General features: G+C 62.8%; 22 protein-coding genes. 12 read left to right on the plus strand and 10 right to left on the minus strand.

Features of this window, described 5'->3' with window-relative positions; translation table 11 throughout:
- The first annotated feature begins 7 nt into the window (after nt 1-7).
- Genes FAA86_RS00820 through FAA86_RS00830 form a run of 3 tightly spaced genes read left to right on the plus strand, consistent with a single transcriptional unit; the run spans nt 8 to nt 3,478 of the window.
- Nucleotides 8-1,447 (plus strand): M81 family metallopeptidase, encoded by a 1,440-nt coding sequence (locus FAA86_RS00820; RefSeq protein WP_136537936.1) that lies wholly within the window; start codon nt 8-10, stop codon nt 1,445-1,447.
- A gap of 59 nt (nt 1,448-1,506) precedes the next feature.
- Nucleotides 1,507-2,718, plus strand: a complete 1,212-nt coding sequence (locus FAA86_RS00825; RefSeq protein WP_136537937.1) for an MFS transporter — start codon at nt 1,507-1,509, stop codon at nt 2,716-2,718.
- On the plus strand, nt 2,705-3,478 hold the full coding sequence (locus tag FAA86_RS00830) for a copper homeostasis protein CutC (RefSeq protein WP_136537938.1): 774 nt from the start codon (nt 2,705-2,707) through the stop codon (nt 3,476-3,478). The genes FAA86_RS00825 and FAA86_RS00830 overlap by 14 nt, the downstream gene beginning before the upstream one ends.
- A 3-nt stretch (nt 3,479-3,481) precedes the next feature.
- On the opposite strand, the gene FAA86_RS00835 is transcribed toward FAA86_RS00830, so the two are convergent.
- A complete protein-coding gene (locus tag FAA86_RS00835) occupies nt 3,482-5,494 on the minus strand; it encodes a putative bifunctional diguanylate cyclase/phosphodiesterase (RefSeq protein WP_167494847.1) in 2,013 nt (670 codons plus the stop codon).
- Nucleotides 5,495-5,665: 171 nt separating this feature from the next.
- Here FAA86_RS00835 and FAA86_RS00840 point away from each other — a divergent pair, with 171 nt between their 5' ends.
- Nucleotides 5,666-6,268, plus strand: a complete 603-nt coding sequence (locus FAA86_RS00840; protein ID WP_342774114.1) for a DUF922 domain-containing Zn-dependent protease — start codon at nt 5,666-5,668, stop codon at nt 6,266-6,268.
- 39 nt (nt 6,269-6,307) lie between these two features.
- Here the strand turns inward: FAA86_RS00840 and pcaF are convergent, their stop codons facing one another.
- The 3 genes from pcaF to FAA86_RS00855 are packed head-to-tail and all read right to left on the minus strand — an operon-like array spanning nt 6,308 to nt 8,929.
- Entirely contained in the window at nt 6,308-7,513 is a 1,206-nt protein-coding gene (pcaF, locus tag FAA86_RS00845) for a 3-oxoadipyl-CoA thiolase (protein WP_136537940.1), read from the minus strand.
- 10 nt (nt 7,514-7,523) lie between these two features.
- Nucleotides 7,524-8,225: a 3-oxoacid CoA-transferase subunit B gene (locus FAA86_RS00850; protein ID WP_113461871.1), complete on the minus strand. Its 702-nt coding sequence runs from the start codon at nt 8,223-8,225 to the stop codon at nt 7,524-7,526.
- Nucleotides 8,222-8,929 (minus strand): 3-oxoacid CoA-transferase subunit A, encoded by a 708-nt coding sequence (locus FAA86_RS00855; RefSeq protein WP_136537941.1) that lies wholly within the window; start codon nt 8,927-8,929, stop codon nt 8,222-8,224. Before FAA86_RS00855 ends, FAA86_RS00850 begins: the two co-directional genes overlap by 4 nt.
- A gap of 130 nt (nt 8,930-9,059) precedes the next feature.
- Here FAA86_RS00855 and FAA86_RS00860 point away from each other — a divergent pair, with 130 nt between their 5' ends.
- Entirely contained in the window at nt 9,060-9,821 is a 762-nt protein-coding gene (locus FAA86_RS00860) for an IclR family transcriptional regulator (protein WP_136537942.1), read from the plus strand.
- A 3-nt stretch (nt 9,822-9,824) separates the two neighbouring features.
- Here FAA86_RS00860 and pcaQ read toward each other — a convergent pair whose 3' ends face one another.
- Complete coding sequence (gene pcaQ / locus FAA86_RS00865; RefSeq protein ID WP_136537943.1) at nt 9,825-10,748, minus strand: pca operon transcription factor PcaQ; 924 nt, start codon at nt 10,746-10,748, stop codon at nt 9,825-9,827.
- 94 nt (nt 10,749-10,842) lie between these two features.
- Here pcaQ and pcaD point away from each other — a divergent pair, with 94 nt between their 5' ends.
- The 5 genes from pcaD to FAA86_RS00890 are packed head-to-tail and all read left to right on the plus strand — an operon-like array spanning nt 10,843 to nt 14,489.
- The gene (gene pcaD, locus FAA86_RS00870) at nt 10,843-11,652 is read left to right on the plus strand and encodes a 3-oxoadipate enol-lactonase (protein WP_136537944.1); all 810 of its coding nucleotides are present in this window, start codon (nt 10,843-10,845) and stop codon (nt 11,650-11,652) included.
- A complete protein-coding gene (gene pcaC, locus FAA86_RS00875) occupies nt 11,645-12,064 on the plus strand; it encodes a 4-carboxymuconolactone decarboxylase (RefSeq protein WP_113375833.1) in 420 nt (139 codons plus the stop codon). Before pcaD ends, pcaC begins: the two co-directional genes overlap by 8 nt.
- A complete protein-coding gene (pcaH, locus tag FAA86_RS00880) occupies nt 12,057-12,806 on the plus strand; it encodes a protocatechuate 3,4-dioxygenase subunit beta (protein ID WP_113461867.1) in 750 nt (249 codons plus the stop codon). The genes pcaC and pcaH overlap by 8 nt, the downstream gene beginning before the upstream one ends.
- Entirely contained in the window at nt 12,806-13,420 is a 615-nt protein-coding gene (gene pcaG, locus FAA86_RS00885) for a protocatechuate 3,4-dioxygenase subunit alpha (RefSeq protein ID WP_136537945.1), read from the plus strand. The genes pcaH and pcaG overlap by 1 nt, the downstream gene beginning before the upstream one ends.
- 19 nt (nt 13,421-13,439) lie before the next feature.
- Nucleotides 13,440-14,489, plus strand: a complete 1,050-nt coding sequence (locus tag FAA86_RS00890; RefSeq protein ID WP_136537946.1) for a 3-carboxy-cis,cis-muconate cycloisomerase — start codon at nt 13,440-13,442, stop codon at nt 14,487-14,489.
- Here the strand turns inward: FAA86_RS00890 and FAA86_RS00895 are convergent, their stop codons facing one another.
- The 5 genes from FAA86_RS00895 to FAA86_RS00915 form a co-directional block, all read right to left on the minus strand.
- Entirely contained in the window at nt 14,490-14,684 is a 195-nt protein-coding gene (locus FAA86_RS00895) for a zf-HC2 domain-containing protein (RefSeq protein WP_113375837.1), read from the minus strand.
- Nucleotides 14,681-15,313, minus strand: a complete 633-nt coding sequence (locus FAA86_RS00900; RefSeq protein ID WP_136537947.1) for a sigma-70 family RNA polymerase sigma factor — start codon at nt 15,311-15,313, stop codon at nt 14,681-14,683. Before FAA86_RS00900 ends, FAA86_RS00895 begins: the two co-directional genes overlap by 4 nt.
- 110 nt (nt 15,314-15,423) lie before the next feature.
- Nucleotides 15,424-15,855 (minus strand): DUF3429 domain-containing protein, encoded by a 432-nt coding sequence (locus FAA86_RS00905; RefSeq protein ID WP_136537948.1) that lies wholly within the window; start codon nt 15,853-15,855, stop codon nt 15,424-15,426.
- Nucleotide 15,856: 1 nt separating this feature from the next.
- Complete coding sequence (locus tag FAA86_RS00910) at nt 15,857-16,846, minus strand: NAD(P)/FAD-dependent oxidoreductase (RefSeq protein WP_136537949.1); 990 nt, start codon at nt 16,844-16,846, stop codon at nt 15,857-15,859.
- A gap of 45 nt (nt 16,847-16,891) precedes the next feature.
- Nucleotides 16,892-17,788: a LysR family transcriptional regulator gene (locus tag FAA86_RS00915; protein ID WP_136537950.1), complete on the minus strand. Its 897-nt coding sequence runs from the start codon at nt 17,786-17,788 to the stop codon at nt 16,892-16,894.
- A 133-nt stretch (nt 17,789-17,921) separates the two neighbouring features.
- Here FAA86_RS00915 and FAA86_RS00920 point away from each other — a divergent pair, with 133 nt between their 5' ends.
- Both FAA86_RS00920 and FAA86_RS00925 read left to right on the plus strand, forming a co-directional pair.
- A complete protein-coding gene (locus FAA86_RS00920) occupies nt 17,922-19,496 on the plus strand; it encodes a proton-conducting transporter transmembrane domain-containing protein (protein ID WP_183954608.1) in 1,575 nt (524 codons plus the stop codon).
- A 4-nt stretch (nt 19,497-19,500) separates the two neighbouring features.
- Nucleotides 19,501-21,915, plus strand: coding sequence for a YbcC family protein (locus tag FAA86_RS00925; RefSeq protein WP_136537952.1), 2,415 nt, complete (start codon nt 19,501-19,503; stop codon nt 21,913-21,915).
- The last annotated feature ends 168 nt before the right edge of the window (nt 21,916-22,083 follow it).

Below are 22,083 nucleotides of genomic sequence, written 5' to 3' on the forward strand. Positions count from 1 at the left end.
TGAGCCAATGACTTTCCGCATCGCCGTTGGCGGTATCCATACCGAGTGCTCGACCTCGTCTCCCGTCTTGATGCAGCCCGAGGATTTTCGCGTGCTGCGCGGGGCGGATTTGCTGGCACACGAATACTTCGACTTCCTCGAAGCGGAAGGCGTCGAACACCTTCCGTTGTTGCATGCGCGTGCGGTTCCCGGTGGGCCCCTTGCGCGCGCTACCTATGAGGGGTTCAAGGCGGAGTTCCTTGAGCGGCTGAAGGCCACACTCCCGATCGACGGGCTTTACCTTGCCATGCATGGTGCGATGAATGTCGAGGGCATGGATGATGCCGAGGGCGACTGGATTTCGGCGGCGCGCGCCGTTGTCGGTCCGGACGTGTCGGTCGCGGCGAGCTACGACCTGCATGGCAATGTCACCCAGAAGATTGTCGATCAGCTGGATATCTTCGCCGGGTATCGCACCGCACCGCATATCGATGTGCGCGAAACCATGGTGCGGGCCTGGTCCATGCTGGTGCGGGCGCTGCAGACCGGCGAGAAGCCGGGCGTTGCCTGGGCGCCGGTGCCGGTTCTCCTGCCCGGTGAACGGACGTCGACCGAGGACGAGCCGGCAAGGAGCCTTTATCTGAAGCTGCCGGAGCACGACGCCGTGCCCGGTATTTGGGATGCCAACCTGATGGTTGGCTATGTCTGGGCTGACGAGCCGCGCGGCACGGCCTGTGCCGTCGTCACGGCTGTCGACAAGGCTGCGGCGGAAAAGGTTACGGCTGACATCGCGCAGTCCTATTGGGATGCCCGTGAAGACTTCCGCTTCGGTCCGGTGACGGGTCCTCTCGCGGAGATGCTGGATATCGCTGAAAGCACCGAGACACGGCCTGTTATCCTCGCTGACTCCGGCGATAACCCGACCGGTGGTGGCGTTGGCGATCGGGCGGATGTGCTGAAGGCGCTTCTAGCACGGTCGATCGATGACGTCCTGATTGCCGGCATCACGGACCGACCCGCCGTCGAACGCTGTTTTGCAGCTGGTGCCGGCGCGCGGGTATCGCTCAAGGTCGGAGGTTCGCTCGATCCGGCAAGCCCGTCGGTCGAGTTGGAGGCGGATGTCGTCTTTCTCGATGATCCCGGCTCGGCTGCCGAGCAACAGGCGGTCGTCAGGATCGGCGGCATCACGCTGGTGCTCGCGGCGCGGCGTCGGCCCTATCACAACATCGCGGATTTCACCCGGCTCGGGCTCGACCCGACCAAGGTGCGGCTGCTCGTCGTCAAGTCTGGCTATCTTTCGCCGGAGCTTGCACCGATCGCCAATCCCAACCTGATGGCGCTGACGGACGGCGTGATCAACCAGGATATCGAGAACCTGCCCAGTCACCGACGCCATCAGCCGAGCTATCCCTTCGTCAGGGATTTCAGTTATATGCCGAAGGTCTTCTTCTCGACGCGATTCCCTTGAGACATTGATGTCGGTGCCGCCCCTTCGGCGGCACGACCCCCAACCCGATTGTACCCTTGATGTTGTCCTCCTTTTCGGTGGTCTATCGCCACAAGCCGATCCGGGTCAGTGCGGCCGCGATCTTCTTTTTCGGCTTCTCGGGCGCTGCGACGTCGCCCTACATGTCGCTGATCGGCATCCGTGAACTCGGACTGTCGGACGCCGTCTATTCGGTGCTGATCTTCTTGGCGGCGGTAGTGAATGTTTCGGCCAGCGTGACCGCTGGCATCGTCGCCGACAGGCTCGGCCACTTCCGGTCGCCGATGATCCTGGCAGCGCTTTTCGGCATCGGCGGTTTCGGGTTGGTCTATGTGGTGCCGACACCTGTGATGTTCGCCATCGCGACGCTGGTCTTGATCCCGGTCTTCGGCACGATCAATTCGCTGATCTTCGCCAATATCCGGGCGGTCTCCTCGGGCATGGCCGTGCGCGAGCTGATGGCGGTGAATTCTGCCGTCCGGGCTGTACTGTCTGCTTCGTGGGTGCTGGTGCCTGGCATTGTGGGCGCGTTGCTCGTCGGCCAGCCCAGCATGCTGCCAGCCTTCCTGCTGGCGAGCCTTGCCTGCCTTGTCTGTCTTCTTCTGTTCGTCTTCGGGCTCGATCGCCTGCCGCCGGTTCAGGAGGGGGAGCGGCAGCACTATTCCTTCTTCCGTTCCATCCGGCAGATCGGCTCGGCAAGTGTGTTGCCAAGGCTTCTGGCGATCTCGCTGATCTCGGCGATGCTGCATGCCAATGGCACGGTGCTTCCGCTGATCGTCACGGGCAAGGCCGGCGGAACACCGGCCGATGTCGGCGTGATCGTTGGTATCGTCGCTTTCCTCGAGATCATCTTCATCCTGTTTTGGGGATGGGTGGAGGCCAGAACCTCCATCCTCTTTGCCATGGTCACGGCAGCGCTGATCTATTGCAGCTATCTCGTCTTTCTCGGCCTCGCCGACCGCCCGATGGACGTCTATCTGCTGACCGTCGTTGCAGGCCTTGGCGCGGCCGGCATCATCGCGATCCCGATCACCTATCTGCAGAACCTGATCGCCGACCGGGCCGGCCTCGGCAGCTCGCTGATTGCGGTCAATATCTTCTTGAGCGGTGGCATGGCTTCGCTGATGTTTGCGCTCGGCACCAGCATCAGCGACTATGCAGGTACGGCGATCATCGCCTCGATCGCCGGCTTCTCCGGCGTCGGCCTGCTGTGGCTGCTCGATCGAAAGCCGAGGTTTCATGCACAAGGGTGAGGATCAGGTGGTGGCAACGTCTCCCAGCAAAGCTTCAGGCCCGCTGCTCGAAATCTGCGTCGACGACGTCGCCGGCCTCAATGCCGCAGTCACCGGTGGCGCAGATCGTATCGAACTCTGCTCGGCCCTCGGCTCAGGGGGACTGACCCCGTCACGCGGCTTCATGGCCGTTGCAGCCAAGGCTTCCATTCCGGTCTATGCGTTGATCCGTCCGCGCGTCGGAGACTTCACCTATTCTGCGGCTGAGGTTTCAGTCATGGAGGCCGATATCGCTGCAGCGCGCGACGTGGGCCTGGCAGGAGTGGTGATCGGTGCGACCACTGCGGATGCGAAGCTCGATGCCGATGTCATCCGTCGGCTTGTCCGAGCCGCAGACGGACTCGATCTCACCCTTCACCGGGCAAGCGATGTGGTCGCCGATATGGATGCCGCGCTTGAACTTGCGGTGGAAATCGGTTTCTCCCGCATTCTGACGTCCGGCGGCGCCCGGCATGCGGAAGAGGGGATGGAGACGCTGACGAAGCTGGCAACCCGCAGTGCAGGGCGCATCTCCATCATGCCGGGCGGCGGAGTGCGGCCGCAGAATGCGGCGCGTCTTTTGGCGTTGCCCGGAATTCGTGAGCTGCATGCTTCCTGCAGCGAGGCGAGCGCCAGCGAGACGCGGCTCGTGGAGCTTGGTTTTTCCTCGGAGACGACCCGGCGGACAGATGCCGACACCGTCAGGGCCTTGAAGGCGCAGATGATGAGTGCTGCCCGCTAGTCCTCAGGATGCCAGAGCCTGGGTCTTCTGCAGGGCAAGGCGCTTCAGCGTATCCTCGGCTGCCATCGGCTTGCCAAAGTAATAGCCCTGGACCGCGCGGACGCCGAGGTTTTCCAGAATCCGCAGTTCTTCTTCGGTCTCGACACCTTCAACGATCGCTTCCAGCTCCATCTCGGCGCACAGCGCGAGCACCGATTTGACGATATTAAAGCTGGTGCGGCGGGTGTGGATGTTGCGCACGAAGCTGCCATCGATCTTGATCTTGGTGAGCGGCAGCTTGTGCACGTGGTTCAAGCTGGAATAGCCGGTGCCGAAATCGTCGAGCGAAATACCGGCTCCGAGTTCGCGCAGCATCTGGATCGACGCGCTTGCCTGTTCAAAGTCGTGCATGACCGCCGTCTCGGTGATCTCGAAATTGATGCGGCGGGGATCGAAGCCGCTCTTCAGGACGATCGAGACGATCTTCAGCGTGTTTTCCGGCGATGTCAGGTCATGCGGCGACAGGTTGAAGGAGAGGTAGACGTCGTCGGGCCAGAGGGCCGCCGTTTTCAAGGCTCTTTCCAAGAGCATCCGGGTCATCAGCGTGATGCGGCCATTGTGCTCGGCGACGGGGATGAATTCGGCCGGCGACACCTGGCCGATGCGCGGGCTTTCCCAGCGGGCCAGCGCCTCGAAGCCGATGCAGATGCGTCGGTTGATGCAGGTGATCGGCTGATAGACGAGCGACAGTTCCTTCTCGAGATCGGCCGCGACAAGCGCTTCCTCGACAATTTTCTGACGGTTCAACTCGTTTGCCTGGACGGCGTTGAAGATAACAGTGCCGGCGCGGTGATGGCGCTTGGCGGTATAGAGCGCATAATCGGCGAGCTCGTAGATCTCCTGGCCGGTTTCCCCGACATCCGGATAGATGGCGAAACCGACGGAGCCGGTGACTTGCACCATGCCACTGCCGATGTTGATGCGCTCGGCGATCAGTTCGCAGACCTTTTGCCCCAGCGCCATCACGTCGCTTTCACTGCAGTCGCCCTCGAGCAGAAGACCGAATTCGTCGCCTCCGAGGCGGTAGACCGAGAGCTCACTTTCACCGATCGAGGAGAGACGCGTGCCGATCTCGATCAGCACCTTGTCGCCGGCGGAGTGGCCGTAGAGGTCATTCACCGGCTTGAAGCCATCGAGGTCGATAACGCCGACGGCGAGCATGGCGCCGTCGTTGCGGGCGCGCCCGAAGGCTGTCTCCAGCATGTGGAAGAAGCTGCGGCGGTTGGCGAGAAGTGTCAGGCTGTCGAGGTTGGCAAGCCGCAGGTTTTCGTCCGACAGCGCCTGCATGGCCTTGTTCTGCTCCTGCAAGGCCTGCTGCTGCAGCATGAGGACATTGCGGGATTCGTGCAGTTGGCGAAAATCGCGGTAATGCGAGACGAGGATCATGATCATCGCCATGGTGACGAGAATGACGTTCACGCCGGTTGCGATGAAGGTCGGCTCGCCGGAGAGGCACATGACCACGAAGAAGGGCAAATTGACGGTCACCGTCACGATCAGGGCCGCCGATCGAAGATGCATCAGGCAGAAGATGCAGCCGATGACGGTGATGGCCATGAAGAAGGCCACATGCGCCTGCTGGTAAGCGTCGCCATAGGGCAGAAGCGAGACGGACCAGCCAGTGCAGAAGACCGCGATCGGAAAGGAGAGGATGTTGGTGGCTCTGAGCTGGCGATAGGCCTGTTCCGGCGTTCTCTGGCGATTGCGTCCACGCAGCCAGATCAGCGAGCGCAGCGCAAAAAGCGATGTCATGAGGACCGGCAGATACACCACCAGATAGTCTGGTGCCGCGCCCTGATGAGTCCAGGACAGCGAGATCATGTTGGTCGCGAGAATGAAATAGAGCAGCGGGACCTGCTTGGAAAAGGCCTCGAACTGGGCAGCCGTCAACGCGGGGTTGCCGTTCGGTACCTTGAGGAGATCCAGCCACCTGCCGAGGCGGGTCTTCCTGTCCTGCGTTGTTCCGTTTTCTGCCACGCCTGCCTGCTTTCCTCGTCGTTCCCCGTTGCAACTTCTATATGAGACTCCGTTAAAATTACGGAAAGCGACGATTATCAATTTCGGGCGAGGCGGGCGAAGGGAGAGCAGATCGTCGTTGCAGTGCCAGTTGTGCACGGATATCACCAGGCCATCATCAAGGAGCATCATGTGCGTTTCATTCCCCGTTCGACCGTATTTGCAGGCTTTCTGTTTGCGCTTGGGATGGCCTTGCCGGTCAGTGCGCAAGAATGGCAGCCGACGGAGAAGATCGAGCACTACAAGGTGAACGGCACATCCCCGATGGCGCTCTACCAGTCGATCGGTGAGCGGGGCCCGAAGCTCAGCCTTGGGCGGGTGATTGCCCACACAACCTTCAAGCTCACCTGGCAGCGCGACTACCAGCAGCAGGGTGCGGCTTGCGTGCTGGCGACAGCGAAGCCGAAGCTTGTGATCACCCACACGCTGCCGAAGCCTGCTCAGAAGTTGCCGGCCGACGTGGCGGCGAAATGGGAGACCTTCTACGACGGCATCGTCGAGCACGAGAAACTGCATGGGCAGTTCATGAAGGACCTGACCCAGCAGATCCAGGATGTGTCGATCGGCCTGCGCGATGAAAACGATCCGGGCTGCAAGAAAGTGCGCGCCGCGCTTCAGGCCCAGCTGAAGCCGATTTCCGATGCGCATGTGGCGCGTCACAGCGAATATGATCAGGTCGAGATGTCACCGGGTGGTGCGGTGCATCAGCTGATCCTCGCCTTCCTCAATCCTTGACAAGAAAAGGCGCCCGCATGGGGCGCCTTCAATCTTGTGTCAGACCCGTTCCAGGGCAATCGCAATGCCCTGGCCGACGCCGATGCACATGGTGGATAGCGCATAGCGTCCGCCGGTTTCCTTGAGCTCCAGAGCAGCGGTTCCGGCGATGCGGGCGCCCGACATGCCGAGCGGGTGGCCAAGAGCAATCGCGCCACCGTTACGGTTGACGCGCGGGTCGTCGTCGGCGATGCCGAGATCGCGGAGTGTGGCGATGCCCTGAGATGCAAAGGCTTCGTTCAGCTCGATCACGTCGATCTGCTCTTGCGTCAGGCCGAGGCGGGCGAGCAGCTTCTTCGAGGCCGGCGCGGGGCCGAAGCCCATGATGCGCGGCGGAACGCCTGCCGTTGCACCACCCAGGATGCGGGCGATGGGGGTGAGGCCATATTCCTTCACCGCAGCTTCCGAAGCGATGATCAGGGCGGCGGCCCCGTCATTGACGCCGGAGGCATTGCCGGCGGTGACGGTGGCACCGTCCATCTTGTTGACCGGCTTCAGCTTGGCGAGCGCTTCCACCGATGTCGCGCGCGGGTGCTCGTCGCGGTCGACGATCACGGGGTCACCCTTGCGCTGCGGCACGGTGACAGCAACGATTTCCTTCGCCAGCCGGCCATTGGCTTGCGCTTCTGCCGCCTTAGCCTGGCTGCGCACGGCAAAGGCATCCTGATCCTCGCGGGAGATCTTGAAATCGATCGCGACATTGTCGCCGGTCTCCGGCATGGAATCGACGCCGTATTGCTTCTTCATCAGAGGATTGACGAAGCGCCAGCCGATCGTGGTGTCGTAGATCTCTGCATTGCGGGAAAACGCCGTGTCAGCCTTGGGCATGACGAATGGCGCGCGGCTCATGCTTTCGACGCCGCCTGCGATCATTAGCTCGGCTTCGCCGGACTTGATGGCGCGTGCGGCGGTGATCACGGCATCCATGCCGGAGCCGCAGAGGCGGTTGATCGTGGTGCCGGTGACGGAGACGGGCAGGCCGGCGAGCAGGGCCGACATGCGGGCGACGTTGCGGTTGTCTTCGCCGGCTTGGTTGGCGCAGCCGAAGATCACGTCCTCGACGGCTTCCCAGTCGATGCCGGCATGGCGCTCCATCAGCGCCTTCAGTGGCACTGCGCCGAGATCGTCGGCCCGAACGGAGGAGAGCGAGCCGCCGAAACGGCCGATGGGTGTGCGGATGTAATCGCAGATAAAGGCTTCGGTCATTGGGATTTCCTCAGAGAGCCGGCACGACGAGGTCGGCAACCGGACCGTCGGTATGCAGCTTAGCGCCGGTCATGGCCTGCAGCTCGTCCATGGTCATCGCGGCAAGCTTTTCGCGTACGACGAACTTGCCATCGACGATGTCGATCACGGCATGGCTCGTATAGACGCGGGTGATGCAGCCGACGCCTGTGAGCGGAAAGGTGCAGCGTTCTACGAGCTTCGGCTTGCCATCCTTGGTGACGTGTTCGGTGATGACGACAACCTGCTTTGCGCCATGCACCAGATCCATGGCGCCGCCAACGGCGGGAACACCCTTGGAGCCGACGCGCCAATTGGCGAGGTCACCGTTTTCGGCCACCTGATAGGCGCCGAGGATCGCGACATCGAGATGGCCGCCGCGGACCATGGCGAAGCTGTCGGCATGGTGGAAGAAGGCGGAGCCCGGCTTCAGGGTAATCGCCTTTTTGCCGGCATTGATCAGATCCCAGTCCTCTTCGCCGGCAGGCGGTGCCTCGCCGAAATTCAGCACGCCGTTCTCGGTATGGAAGATGGCCTGTCGCCCTTCCGGCTGGAACTTGGCAACCATTTCCGGAAAGCCGATGCCGAGGTTGACATAGGCGCCGTCGGCGATGTCCTGGGCGGCGCGCCAGGCGATCTGGGCGTTGGAGAGCTTGATGTCCTCGCGGGTGTCAATGGCTGGTGCGTCGGTCATGCGTAGGCCACTCCGGCTCGGATGAGCTCTTCTTCCTGTTGCGGGTTGGCGACTTCAACGACGCCATCGACAAAGATACCGGGGGTGATCACCTGCTCGGGATCGATCTCGCCTGGCTTCACGATCTTCGAAACCTGGGCGATGGTCTTGGCGGCGGCCATGCACATCAGCGGATTGAAGTTGCGGCCGGCCATCCTGTAGGTCAGGTTGCCCATGGTATCGCCGAGATGCGCCTTGACGATGGCGAAGTCGGCCTTCAGCCAGCGTTCCTGGACGTATTTGCGGCCATCGAACTCCGCAATCACCTTGCCCTCGGCCAGTTCCGTGCCGAAGCCTGTCGGGGTGTAGAAGGCCGGGATGCCGGCGCCGCCAGCGCGAATGCGCTCGGCCAGGGTGCCTTGCGGCACCAGTTCCAGCTCAATCTCGCCAGCCAAATAGCGATCGGTGAAGGCGCGGGGATCAGACGAGCGCGGGAAGGAGCAGATCATCTTCTTCACGAGACCGGCGTCGATCATCGCGGCAATGCCGATGCGGCCGTTGCCGGCGTTGTTGTTGATGACCGTCAGGTTCTTCGGGCCCTTGTCGATCAGTGCGTGAATGAGTTCGATCGGCGCGCCGGAGCCGCCGAAACCGCCGATCATGACGGTTGCGCCGTCGCCGATCTCGGCCACCGCATCCGCCAGGCTTGCAATTGTCTTGTCCATGGGAACTCCCGTTTCCTCTGGCTGCGGACATGCCGCGCCTCGCCAACAAATAGGTCCGCTCCACCATCGACAGCAAGCGGTTTGTGCGATAATTGATATTTGTTCGATAATCGCACAATACGGAGTGGATATGGCGGTCGGAGAGCGGGACCTGATGGGTGGTTTTGCCAAGGGGCTGAAGGTGCTCGAAGCCTTCGGGCCTGATCGTCAGCGGCTCAGCATCACGGATGCCTCTGACATCAGCGGGCTCGACCGGGCGACGGCTCGGCGCTGCCTGCTGACACTCGCCGAACTGGGTTATGCCGACTACGATGGGAAGTTCTTCTCGCTGACGCCGAAGATCCTGCGGATCGGCCATGCCTGGCTGTCTGCCACACCACTGCCGGTTCTGCTGCAACCGCATCTCGATCAATTGTCGGAACGCGTCGGCCACAGCGCTTCGGCTTCGATCCTCGATAATACCGAAATCGTCTACATCGCCCGTGCCGCCCAGAAGAGGGTCATGTCGATCAACCTGATGCCTGGGTCGCGATTGCCGGCGTACAGCGCCTCGATGGGGCGAGTGCTGCTGGCAGCGCTTTCTGACGCCGAAGTCGACGCCATCCTTCAGGCGTCCCCGCTGACGGCAAATACACCGCGTACCATCACCGATCCTCGTTTGCTGAAAGAGGAGATCGCCAAGGTTCGGCAGCAGGGTTACGCTGTGATCGACCAGGAGCTGGAGATCGGTCTCTGTTCGATTGCCATTCCTGTCCGCAACGATCGGGGCCGGGTGGTGGCTGCCATCAATGTCGGTGCGCCGGCTGCCATCCTGCCTGCCGCCGATCTGCCTTCCCAGTGTTTGCCGGCGATGCTGGAGATGCAGGCGAGGCTTAGGCCGCTGCTGCACTGACCATTAGGATTTTGCTGCTTCTGCTGCTGCCTCGCGGATGGTGCGCATCAGAAGGGCGAGCGGCATGGAGGGGATGGCGTCCGCCCGGACCGTTAGCCCGACCGGTCCCTTGGTCTCGCTGGTGTCGATCGGAAGTGCCGCCAGCGTCCCATCCGCGATATCGGTCGCGACGACACCGGTGGAAATAATCCAGATTGCATCTGTCTGGCGCACGAAGGCGCGGCCGAAACTGTCGGAGACCGTCTCGATCTGCGTTGGCAGGCCAGAAATGCCGTTGGCGATCAGGAAACGTTCCACGAAAGGCCGGATGATCGAAGCCCGTGTCGGCATCAACACAGGGTAGCGTTCGAGTTCACCAAACAGATCCGACCCCGCTGACAGAAGCGGGTGGCCGGCGCGGACGCAGAAGACAACCTGTTCGGAATACAGGTGCTCGAAGGAAAAGCCCGTCATCTGCTCGGGGGCCGCGAGACGTCCGACCACGAGATCGAGGTCTCCGACCCGAAGCTGTTCGAGCAGGACGGCGTTTTCGCCCGTGACGATCTTGATGCGGGCCGGCACGTCCTCTTTCAGAAACAGCGTCATCGCCTGTGGAATAATACGGGTCGAGACTGTCGGCAGCGCGCCGACGCGGATCGGCGGGGCGTCGGCATGCAGGGCGTGCGACACGGAATCGAAGCCCTGGCGGAGCGCGGTCAGAGCGGCGCCTGCGTGTTTGAGAAAGGCTTCGCCGTAGCGGGTAATGCGGATGCCGCGACCGTCCTTTTCGAAGACGGCGACGCCCAAAACCTCCTCCAGTTCGCGGATCGTCTTGGTCACTGCAGGCTGGCTGACATGCAGGAGCTCCGCCGCTTTCATGACGCTTTTCTGGCGCGAAACTTCGACGAAGGTCTGCAGGTGGCGAAACTTCACCCGGTTGTCGATCATGAAAGCATAACCCTACGGTTAGGTGTTTCGTGGAAAACATCATTTTACCTAACCAAATCGCATGAGCAATATGGAGGCAACGGAGGAGGATCCCGTGCAGTTCGTTCAGGTCAACGGCGTCAGCCTGCATCACCAGATCATTGGTGGGGCGGGCAACAAGCCCGTCATCGTCTTCATCAATTCGCTGGGAACGGACTTCCGCATCTGGCGCGACGTGATCGTGCGGCTCGCCGGCAGTTACCCGCTGCTCACCTATGACAAGCGTGGCCATGGTCTTTCGGATGTCGGCCAGGCCCCGTACTCAATCGAAGACCATGTCGATGATCTGATCGGGTTGCTCGAGCATCTGAAGGTGAGCGATGCCGTTGTCTGCGGGCTCTCCGTCGGCGGGCTGATCGCCCAGGGGCTTTATGTCCGCCGCCCCGATCTGGTGAAAGCGCTGATCCTTTGCGATACGGCTCACAAGATCGGCACGGCAGACATGTGGGCCGCCCGCATCGCCGCCATCGATGAGAGCGGTCTTGATGGGATCGTCGATGGTGTGATGGAGCGCTGGTTCACGCCGGCCTTCCGCGAAAGCGATTCCGCCTTTCCAGGCTATCGCAACATGATGCTGCGGCAACCAGTCGAGGGTTACACCGGCACCTGTGCTGCGATCCGCGATGCCGATTACACCGCCGCCGCCGGCGAAATTGCCGTTCCAACGCTCTGCGTCGTCGGCGATCAGGATGGGGCGACGCCACCTGAGCTTGTTCTTTCACTGGCGAAGCTTATCCCGCGCGCCCGCTATGAAGTCATCAAGGACGCCGGCCACATTCCCTGCGTGGAGCAGCCGGAAATGCTTACCACAATCATCGAGGCCTTTCTCGCGCCCGTCATCTCAGGAGAGGCAGCCCATGGCTGATGCCCGTAGTCCTTCAGATCGCTATCGGCAGGGTATGGCGACCCGCCGGCGTGTGCTCGGTGATGCGCATGTCGATCGTGCGTCCTCCTCTGCGACGCCGTTTGATCAGCCCTTCCAGGAGATGATCACCGAGGGTGCATGGGGTACGGTCTGGTCGCGTCCCGGTATCAGCCCTCGCGAGCGGTCGATGATCACGATCGCGCTTCTCGCAGCACTCGGTCACGACGAGGAAGTCGCCATGCATGTGCGGGCGACGGCGAATACAGGTGCCAGCCGTGAGGATGTCACGGAAGCCTTGATGCATGTTGCTGTTTACGCCGGGGTTCCCGCCGCCAACAGGGCTTTCAAGATCGCCAAGCACGTGTTTGATAAGATGGATGCCGGCGAGACCGGGGGAGGGAGCCATGACTGACCTGTCGAACAAGAAGCCGGAAACAGGCGCCTTCTTCCCGCGCGACCGCAACTGGCATCCGCCGGCCTATACGCCGACCTACAAGACCTCTGTCCTGCGCTCGCCGCAGAAGGCGCTTCTGTCGCTTGATGGCACCAAGTCCGAAATCACCGGCCCGGTTTTTGGTCACTCCATGCTGGGTGAGCTCGACAACGACCTGATCCACAATTTCGCCAAGCCCGGCGAGAGCGCGATCGGCGAGCGGATCATCGTGCATGGCCGCGTGCTCGACGAGCGCGGGCGGCCTGTGCCGGGCGCACTCATCGAGTTCTGGCAGGCCAATGCCGGCGGGCGCTATCGCCACAAGAAGGAAAGCTATCTCGCACCGCTCGACCCGAATTTCGGTGGCTGCGGGCGCACGATCACCGACGAGAACGGCTACTACGCCTTCCGCACGATCAAGCCCGGTCCTTACCCCTGGCCGAACGGGGTCAACGACTGGCGGCCGGCGCATATCCATTTCTCGATCTTCGGCCATGGCTTCTCGCAGCGCCTGATCACCCAGATGTATTTCGAGGGCGATCCGATGATCTGGAAATGTCCGATCGTGCTGACGATCCCGGACCGTGCGGCCATCGAGCAGCTCGTCGCCGCGCTCGATTGGTCGGCCACCATTCCGATGGATGCGCGCGCCTACAAGTTCGACATCGTGCTGCGCGGGCGCCGTTCGACATTGTTTGAAAATCGCATGGAGGGCAACTGATGGTCCAGGATCTCGGCTACCTCAAGGAAAGTGCCAGCCAAACGGCGGGCCCTTACGTCCATATCGGTCTCACGCCGAACTTCGCCGACATCGAGGGCGTCTATCCGGCTGATCTCGGCACTGCCATGGTCAACGACAAGACGCGCGGCGAGCGCATCACGGTGACCGGCCGCGTGATCGACGGTACGGGCACGCCGCTCAAGGATGCGCTGATCGAAATCTGGCAGGCGGATGCCGAGGGGTTTTACAACAGTCCGTCGGAGACGCGCGGCAGTGCCGACCCGAACTTCACCGGCTGGGGCCGCTGCCCGTGTGATCTCACGACTGGCGAATATCGGTTCGAGACGATCAAGCCGGGCCGGGTGCCGTTTCGCGATGGCCGGTTGATGGCCCCGCATATCTCCTTCTGGATCGTCGCGCGCGGCATCAATCTCGGTCTCAACACGCGTCTTTATTTCGCCGATGAAGAAGCAGCCAATGCCGAGGATCCGATCCTTGCGCGCATCGAGCACCGGGTGCGTGTGCCGACGCTGATTGCGCAGCGTGACGGTTCGACCTATCACTTCGACATCCACCTGCAGGGTGAGAAGGAGACGGTCTTCTTCGATATCTGAGAAGGGCCTCGATTACAGCATGACCGCATCCGTCTTCGACCATCCGATCCTCTCCGGCCTGCTCGGCGACGAGGAAATCGGCGCGCAGTTCGCGGCCGTTGCCGAACTCTCCGCCATGTTGCGTTTCGAGGTGGCACTTGCCGACGCAGAAGCCGCAGAAGGGCTGATCCCTGGCGCTGCACCTACCACGATCGCCGCTTTGCAGGAGACGTTCACGGCGGATATCGAGGCGCTCAAGCAGTCGATCGGGCGTGATGGCGTGGTCATTCCAGAACTCGCGCGACAATGGCGGGCGGCACTGGGAGAGGCGGGCAAGGATCTCCACTTCGGTGCCACCAGCCAGGACGCCATCGATACGGGCCTGATGCTCCGGCTGACGACAGTTCTATCGATACTCGATCAGCGCCTCGGCGCCGTCATCGCAGCCCTCGACGGTCTGAACGGGCGGTTCGGTGGCAAGTCGCTGATGGGCCGTACCCGCATGCAAGCGGCGATCCCGATCCGTGTTTCCGATCGGTTGTCGAGCTGGAAAACGCCGCTTGTCGGCCATCAGGCGGCTGTTCAGGAGATGCTTTTGGCTGGTCTGCCGCTGCAGTTCGGCGGTGCTGCCGGTACGCTGGAGAAGCTCGGCGACAAGGCTGTCGCGGTTCGCGCGCGACTGTCGGACATCCTGAAGCTGTCGGACCGGCCGCAGTGGCACAGCCAGCGGGCGGTGATCGCCGAGATCGGCGGCTTGTTCTCCCAGGTCACCGGCAGTCTGGGCAAGATCGGTCAAGATCTCGCGCTGATGGCGGACAATGGTACGGCGGTCATTGGGGGTGGCGGTGCATCTTCCGCCATGCCGCACAAGCGCAATCCGGTGAAGGCCGAGGTCCTCGTCACGCTGGCGCGGTTCAATGCCGTGCAGATCTCCGGCCTGCATCAGGCGCTGGTGCACGAGCAGGAGCGATCGGGCGCTGCGTGGACGCTCGAATGGATGATCCTGCCGCAGATGGCGATCGCTGCGGGGGCTTCGACACGACTGGCCATCGATCTCCTCCAATCGGTCGAGGAGATGGGTGACCGCTGATCAGCGCTCGCCCGGATCCGATGCGTCTGTCGCGACATAGCGACGGGTCGCCTTGCGCAACACCCCGATTTGCTTGGCAAAGCCCGAGCAGGCACCGCACTTCATCAGATGCAGCCGGAGGCCGACGGTCTCACGGATGGAAAGGCCTCGGTCCAGCTCATCGGAAGCCAGTTTCGTTGCGTTTTCACACATCATGACAGGCTCTCCTTCGGCGCGAACCAGTGGCCTTCTAGGCAGTTGCGCAGCCGTAGCCGGGCACGATGCATGAGGACATGCAGATTGGTGGTGGTGATGCCGACCTCCGCACAGATCTCTGATGTCTCCATCTCGACGAATTCCCGCATCATGAAGACTCGGCCCTGATCCGGTGGCAGATGATCGAGGCAGGCTTCGAAGACGCGCCAGAAGTCCTTGCCCAGGAGCTCGATCTCCGGATTGCCCCAGTCACTTGGCCGGTTTTCCGGAGCCCAGTGACCCTTGGCGTCGAAATAACGGGGTTCGTCCTCATCCGGAAAATGGCCAAGCGGCATGGCAATCATCTGCGACTGTCGACGCTTGAAGCGGATCTGATCGGCGATCTTGTTGCGCAGGATGGCGAAGACCCAGGTGCGAAAGGCGGAGCGACCGGCAAAAGCCTTGGCGTTTCGGAGCGCACCTGCGAGCGCTTCCTGCACCGCATCTTCGGCCAGGCCCGGATCGGCCAGCTGAAGGCTTGCGAATTTCAGCATGCGCTCGCGCAGTTCCGCCATATAGACCGCATCGGCGAGAAACGGTGCCGCCGCACTCGTCCCACCGTTCAATTCGTGCTCACCCACATTCCTCATCATGATCCCCCGGACATCGTCCGCGCCTGCCAAGATCCCGTGCGTCACATAGCACGCTCACCTTTGTCGCGCGTTGCGATCCCGATCTTACAGCATGGAACAAAAAAATCTCATGTCAGGATCATGACCACCGCATAGGCTGCGATCACCAACAGGGTGACGTTGCGCCGAAGCGCCAGATACCAGGCGGGCTGGTCACCTCTGCGGTGAATGTTGAGGTCGGCAGCCAACAGGCCGAGAAAGACCATCACATGCAGTGCCATCGTGATGACAGGCGCGAGCGGGAAGACAAGAAGTCCGCTGATCGCCATTAATGCGGCGACATTGCTTCCGATCAGCATGATCCTCGGATCCTGGGCGCGGATCTGTGCCTGGCTCCACAGGGTGCCCGCCATGAAGCAGGCGATCCCGGACCCATAGGCGATGAAGGCCTGAGCAGCGAGGGCGGGTTGATAGCCGAGCACCTGGGCGAGGCCGAGCACCCAGAAGGGCAAGGCGCCGGAATAGGTCAGGAGTTTGGTGAGCGTCGGATCGCGGTACATATCAAGCTCCTTGCAGGCGTTGGGTCAGCAGTTGCGACAGCGCCTGAGCGCTCTCCACGGCCGCTTCGACCCGGTTGCCGAGACACCAGTCGCCGCAGGCGCCGAGGCCAAGGCTTGCGTCAAACAGATAGGGCTGGCCAATGGGTTTCTCGACATTGGCATAACGCCAGCGGTGCAAATCGAGCCATGGAGCAGTCGAGAAATCTTTGCCGAGGAGACGGTCGAGGGATTGGAGCATCTCGCTTTTCACGGCATCACGGTCGCGCTCCAGATTGGCTTCGGCCCAGTCGTTGCGGCTGTGAATGGTGAGCGCAGTTTTTGCGGGCCGCCCTGGCTTGCTCGTTTCAACGGCGATCCAGCTCAGGACGTCATCCTCGATGCGGGCAGCCTCGAAGCCGAGGTCGAGTGGCGCCTGCAAGCCGATCATCAGGGTGAAGCAGCCGCTCATTTCGGCAGCGTTGAGGGCGGCATGACCGCTGAAAGTCTCTGGCATCAGCCGGCCGGTCTGCGGAGCGGGGGCGGTGGAGATGACGAGGTCGAAGCGGCCAAGATCGTTGCCGTCGTTGTCGCCGAGCGCCCAGCCTGCATCGGCAGAGACAATCTCCGCCACGGTGGCTTCCTTGCGGATGTGGAGCCCTTCAGCCAATCCATGGGCAAACGCGCTCATGGCGGGAGTGCCGACATAGCGCGGCTCCGGCGGGCGCGTGTCGCTCACAAGGCCGTCTGCCTTCAGCGTGTGCACTGCCTTCGGCCAGATGCCGGCATGACCGCCTGCTGCGGCGCTTTCCGCGGTCGCCTTGAATGCCGGCGAGCGCGCGGTGAAATACTGGGCGCCGTGGTCGAAGGCAAAGCCCTCGCGGCGCCGGTTTGCCATCCGGCCGCCGAGGCCTCGGCTCTTTTCGAACACGGTGACATCGGCGTGAGCGGAGAGATTGCGGGCGAGCGTGATGCCAGCAATACCGGCCCCGATGATGGCGATGGATGTCTTCACGCGATGCCCTTCTCAAATGCCTGATGCGTTTGAGCTTTACGTTGTTCAGCCGCCGGCGGTTTTGCCGTCTTCGCTCGCTTCCAGCAATGGCCGGATCAGCGGATTGGGGAAACGCCGCTTTACGGTCACGGCAAAGAAGGATTCGATCATGCCGGGCAGGGCATCGAATTCGACCAGCGTGCCGGCTTCGAGCTCGACCTTGACGACGATCGGCGGCAGAACGGCAAGACCCGCCCCTTCGCGGGCGAGAAGACGCATCATCGCCATGTCGTCGACTTCGGCCGCGATCTGCGGATTGATACCGAGCCGCGCGACGAGGGCTTCGAATTGCGAGCGCACGCCGCTTTCCAGCGTCGGCAGGATGACGGGATGCTCGCCAAGCAGGTCGGCAAGCGTCGCGCCGGGCTTGCCGTAGGTTGGTTTGCCGATCAGGCTGACGCGCTGCTGATAGACGTGCTGGGCAATGAAGGGCGTGACCGAATCCGCCATCGGCGCCTGGTTGAGCAGGACGATGTCGAGGTTCAGCGCTTCGAGCGCGCCGAGAAGCTCGCTGGTGCTACCAGAGCGCAGGATCATGTCGACGTCCGAGCGTCCGAGGATCGGGCGGAGGAACTCCATCTGGAAGTTGCGGGAGAGGGTGGCGAGCGCGCCGATGCGGATCGCGCGGCGGGTTCTGCCGGTTTCCTTCAGCGTCTCGACCAGTTCCTCACCGGCCGAAAAGATGGTGTCGGCATGGTCGAGCGCGATGCGGCCGGCTTCCGTCAGATAGAGCTGGCGCCCGCGGCGCTCGAAGAGCGAATGGCCCAACCGCTCTTCCAACTGCTTGATCTGGATCGAGAGAGCGGATTGCGACAGGTTCAGCCGCTCCGCCGTGCGCGTGAGGTTGCCGTCATGGGCGACGGCGCGGAAGTAACGCAGATGGTGATAGTTCAGCTCGGCCATGGTTCTATTTTATAGAACGAATTTAGAGAAACAATGAATTTTTCTTGCGATCACGCCGCTGATAACAGGTCTGTGAGATCGCCGCTGCCTCCTCCCAAGCAGCGGCCCAGCCCGGAGACATCACGTGATCCATATGCTGCCGCTTCTTGCACCGCTGCTGCTTGCCGGTACGTCCTATTATGCATTCAAGGCGCCGGGGCTCCGCCCGCGTCTTGCCATCCGCGTTGCTGAATTCGCCGCGCTCGGATCGATCGTCGTCGCGATCCTGTCCGGTGTGGTCCTTTATCTCCAAGGTCCAGGGACGAGCCCGGCGATCGGCTACAGCTACTTCGCGCTTGCCTCGCGGCTCGATCTGGTCAGCCTGGTGATGCTGCTGCTCGTCTCCTTCATCGGCTGGGTGGTGCTGCGCTATGCGGGCACCTTCCTCGACGGGGAAGCACGGCAGGGCCCGTTCACCGGCTGGATGACGGCGACCCTCGCTGCCGTCCTGCTCCTCGTCCAGTCGGGCTCGCTGCTGCAGCTTGTCATCGGCTGGGTCGCAACCAGTCTTCTCCTGCATCAACTGCTGCTCTTCTACCCCGAGCGGATCGCCGCCCAGCGCGCCGCGCGCAAGAAATTCATCGTCTCGCGCACCGGTGATGCCGCCCTGATCGGCGCTGTCATCCTGCTCGCCATTTCCTTCGGCACCGGCGACATCGCCACCATCCTTGCTGCCGCACGGGAAGGCGAGGGGCTGCCGCTGACCATCGCGGCCGCCGCACTGCTTGCTGTCGCCGCACTGCTCAAGTCCGCCCAGTTCCCGACCCATGGATGGCTGACGGAAGTGATGGAAACGCCGACCCCGGTTTCTGCCCTCCTGCATGCCGGTGTCGTCAATGCCGGCGGCTTCCTCCTGATCCGCTTTGCCGATGTCATGCTGCAGGCGCCGGTGGTGCTGGCGGTGCTGGTCATGATCGGCGGCTTCACGGCGCTGTTCGGCAGTCTCGTGATGCTCACCCAGTCGGCGGTGAAGACCTCGCTCGCCTGGTCCACGGTCGCGCAGATGGGCTTCATGATCCTGCAATGTGGTCTGGCTCTCTTCCCGATCGCACTGCTGCACATCGTCGCCCACTCGCTATACAAGGCCCACGCCTTCCTCGCCTCCGGCTCGGCCATCGAAACGGTCGCGTCGATCCGGCGCCCCGGTCCGGTCGCGATCCCGAATGCCAAGGCGGTCGGGCGCGCCTTCCTGCTGGCGCTGGCCATCTATGCCGTCATCGGTGTGCTCTTCGGCTTTGCCGACAAGCGGCCACAGGCGCTGGCACTCGGTGCGATCCTGATCTTCGGCGTCGCCTATCTCATCGCGCAAGGCCTGGCGGATGCGGCTCCCCGGGCTCTCACCTGGCGGACCTCGCTCTGTTCGATCTCTGCAGCCACGGCCTACTTCGCCCTGCAGCGCATCTCCGACAAGCTGATGCTCGGCACGCTGCCGGCCACCCCGCAGCCAGGGCCATTGGAATGGACGCTGATGCTGCTTGCCGTCGTCACCTTCGGCGTGGTCGCCGTCGCCCAGTCGCTCTTCCCGCTCTGGGCCTATCATCCGGCGGCTGCGGGCCTGCGCGTCCATCTCGCCAACGGCCTCTATGTGAATGCCCTCTTCGATCGCCTGCTGGGTGGCTGGACGCTTCCGCGCACCACCTCCGCAACGCCTGCTTCCGTCAAGGAGTGAACCGATGACCGAGATGACCACAGTGGACACCCTGCATGGCGAAGCGCTTGCCCGGGCGGCAGATCAGGCTGTGCGGGCGATCCCGCCGGCCTGGCCGCTGACGGCGACCGTTGCCGTCAATCCCTTCCTCGGCCAGATCAGCGAGACACTGGAACATACCGCAGCCCGGCTGGCCCGGATCGGTGGCGTCCGGCTGGCTCTGCCGCGCAAGCACTATGCCGACCTGATCGCCAAGGGCGAGATCACGGATGAGGATCTGGTCGCCGCACTTCAGTCAAGCACGCTGTTCAACCAGATCGATCTGCCGGCCCTGAAGGCTGCCCTTGCCGAAGAGCCACAGGCGGTTGCCGCGCTCCCGACCGTTGCGGAGCTTGCCGCACGGGCCACGGGCAAGGATTGGCCGGGGCTCGTGTCCGAGCGGATCGGGACGTTTGCGGCCGGCTTCTTCGACCAGGGGCAGGCACTCTGGGCCGCATCCCGGCGCAACGGTCTCTATGCCGCCTGGCGCGCCTTTGCCACCCATGACCTGACGCCGGAAATCCTGGGGCTGAAGGGCTTCAGCATTCATGTCGACGAAACGCCGGAGACGCCGCATGGGGCGATCGAGCGGGCAGCCGTTTCGCTTGGTCTTGGCGCTGAACCCGGCACCTATTTCCATCAGCTTCTGCTGACTGTCGCTGGCTGGGCCCAGTATGCGCGCCACATCCAGTTCAAGGCGGAGGTCGAAGGCCGCACGGATATGACTGCGCTCGAGCTGCTGGCGATCCGGCTTGTCTTCGAAGAGGCGCTCTATGCCCAGCACAAGACCGCCATCGAAAGCGAGTGGCAGCAGGTGCGGCGTGTTCATGCCGAGCCGGTCAGTCCGGATTTCGGCACCACCATCGACGGGCTGCTGCAGATGGCGGCGGAGCGGGCCACACAAAGGAAGCTTGCTGCAAAGCTCGCGGCACCTTCGACGGTCAAGGTCGCCGAGTTGCGGCCAGTGCTGCAGGCGGCCTTTTGCATCGACGTGCGCTCGGAAGTCTTCCGGCGCGCGCTCGAAAGTGTTGATCCTGCTGTCCGCACGCTCGGTTTTGCCGGCTTCTTCGGTCTCGGCGCCAGCCACAAGGGCTTTGCCTCCGACGTTGCGGAGCATCGTCTGCCGGTTCTCCTGAAGCCCTCCGTCTTCAGCTGCAGTGCGGTCGATCATGACGAGGACGCCGATCAGCAGGCTCGCTTCAGCGCGCGTGCCACCCGCGCCTGGGGTCGATTCAAGCTCGCTGCCGTCTCCTCTTTCGCCTTCGTGGAAGCCACGGGCCCCGTTTATGCCGGCAAGCTGATGCGGGATGGTCTCGGCTTCCACAAGGGCAAAGGTCCAGACACCGCCAAGCCGCGCTTTGCGCCGAGCCTCGATCTGGACACCCGTGCCGTGGTTGCCGAAACAGTGCTGAAGGCCATGTCGCTGACCGAAGGTTTCGGCCGTTTCGTGCTGATCGCCGGTCATGGGGCGAATGTGGTCAACAACCCCTATGCCAGTGCCCTTCACTGCGGCGCCTGTGGCGGGTATGCGGGCGATGTCAACGCGCGTCTGCTGGCCGATCTGCTCAATGATCGCGCCGTGCGGGAAAAGCTGGCGGTGAACGGGATCAACATCCCGGCTGATACCGTCTTCCTCGGTGGCCTGCACGATACGACGACGGATAGCGTGACGCTGTTCGAAGACGATCTGGAAAATGACCTCGCAGCGGAGGATATCGTCCGCATCCGCCAGTGGCTTGCGCAGGCCGGCCGCCTGACGCGGGCCGAGCGGGCGCGGCGTCTGCCTCGGGCGACGGCGGAGAGCGTCATCGCGCGCAGCCGCGACTGGTCGGAAGTGCGGCCCGAGCTCGGGCTTGCGGGCTGCCGTGCCTTCATCGCGGCACCGCGCTCACGGACGGCTGGTCGCTCACTGGAAGGCCAGGCCTTCCTGCACGACTATGTGTGGAAGAAGGATGAGGGCTTCAAGATCCTCGAACTCATCCTGACGGCTCCCGTCGTCGTGGCGACCTGGATCAGCCTGCAGTATTTCGGCTCCTGCGTTGCGCCCTCGCTCTTCGGTGCCGGCAACAAGCTCTTGCACAATATCGTCGGTGGCATCGGTGTCGTGGAGGGCAATGGCGGCAATATGCGCGCCGGGCTTCCCTGGCAGTCGGTGCATGACGGGGAGAATTTCGTCCACGAGCCGCTGCGCCTGACCGTTGCCGTCGAGGCTCCGAAGGAGGCGATATCAGACATCCTGAAGCGGCATGCCCAGGTGCGCGCCCTCTTCGACAATGGCTGGCTGCACCTCTTCACGCTCGACGAGCAGGGGCAGATGGCCTGGCGCTATGCCGGCAATCTCGGCTGGACGGATGTCCGAGCGGGTGCTGCATCGGATGCCGAGCGGAAGGCCGCAAGCTGAATTGTGGGGATGTGATAGGGTAGCGTCGGTCGAGCACATACGCTGAGCCCGCCCTCGGCCGGCGGCGAGGAGCCATCGAAGTGACATCCGGGATCATCCATCCCGGATGCATGTTCACGTGCTTTGTTTGCTACTAAAGATTGCGCATCCCGAGATGTCTGCACAGCG

The sequence above is a fragment of the Rhizobium rosettiformans W3 genome (genome assembly GCF_004912135.1).
GTDB lineage: Bacteria > Pseudomonadota > Alphaproteobacteria > Rhizobiales > Rhizobiaceae > Allorhizobium > Allorhizobium rosettiformans.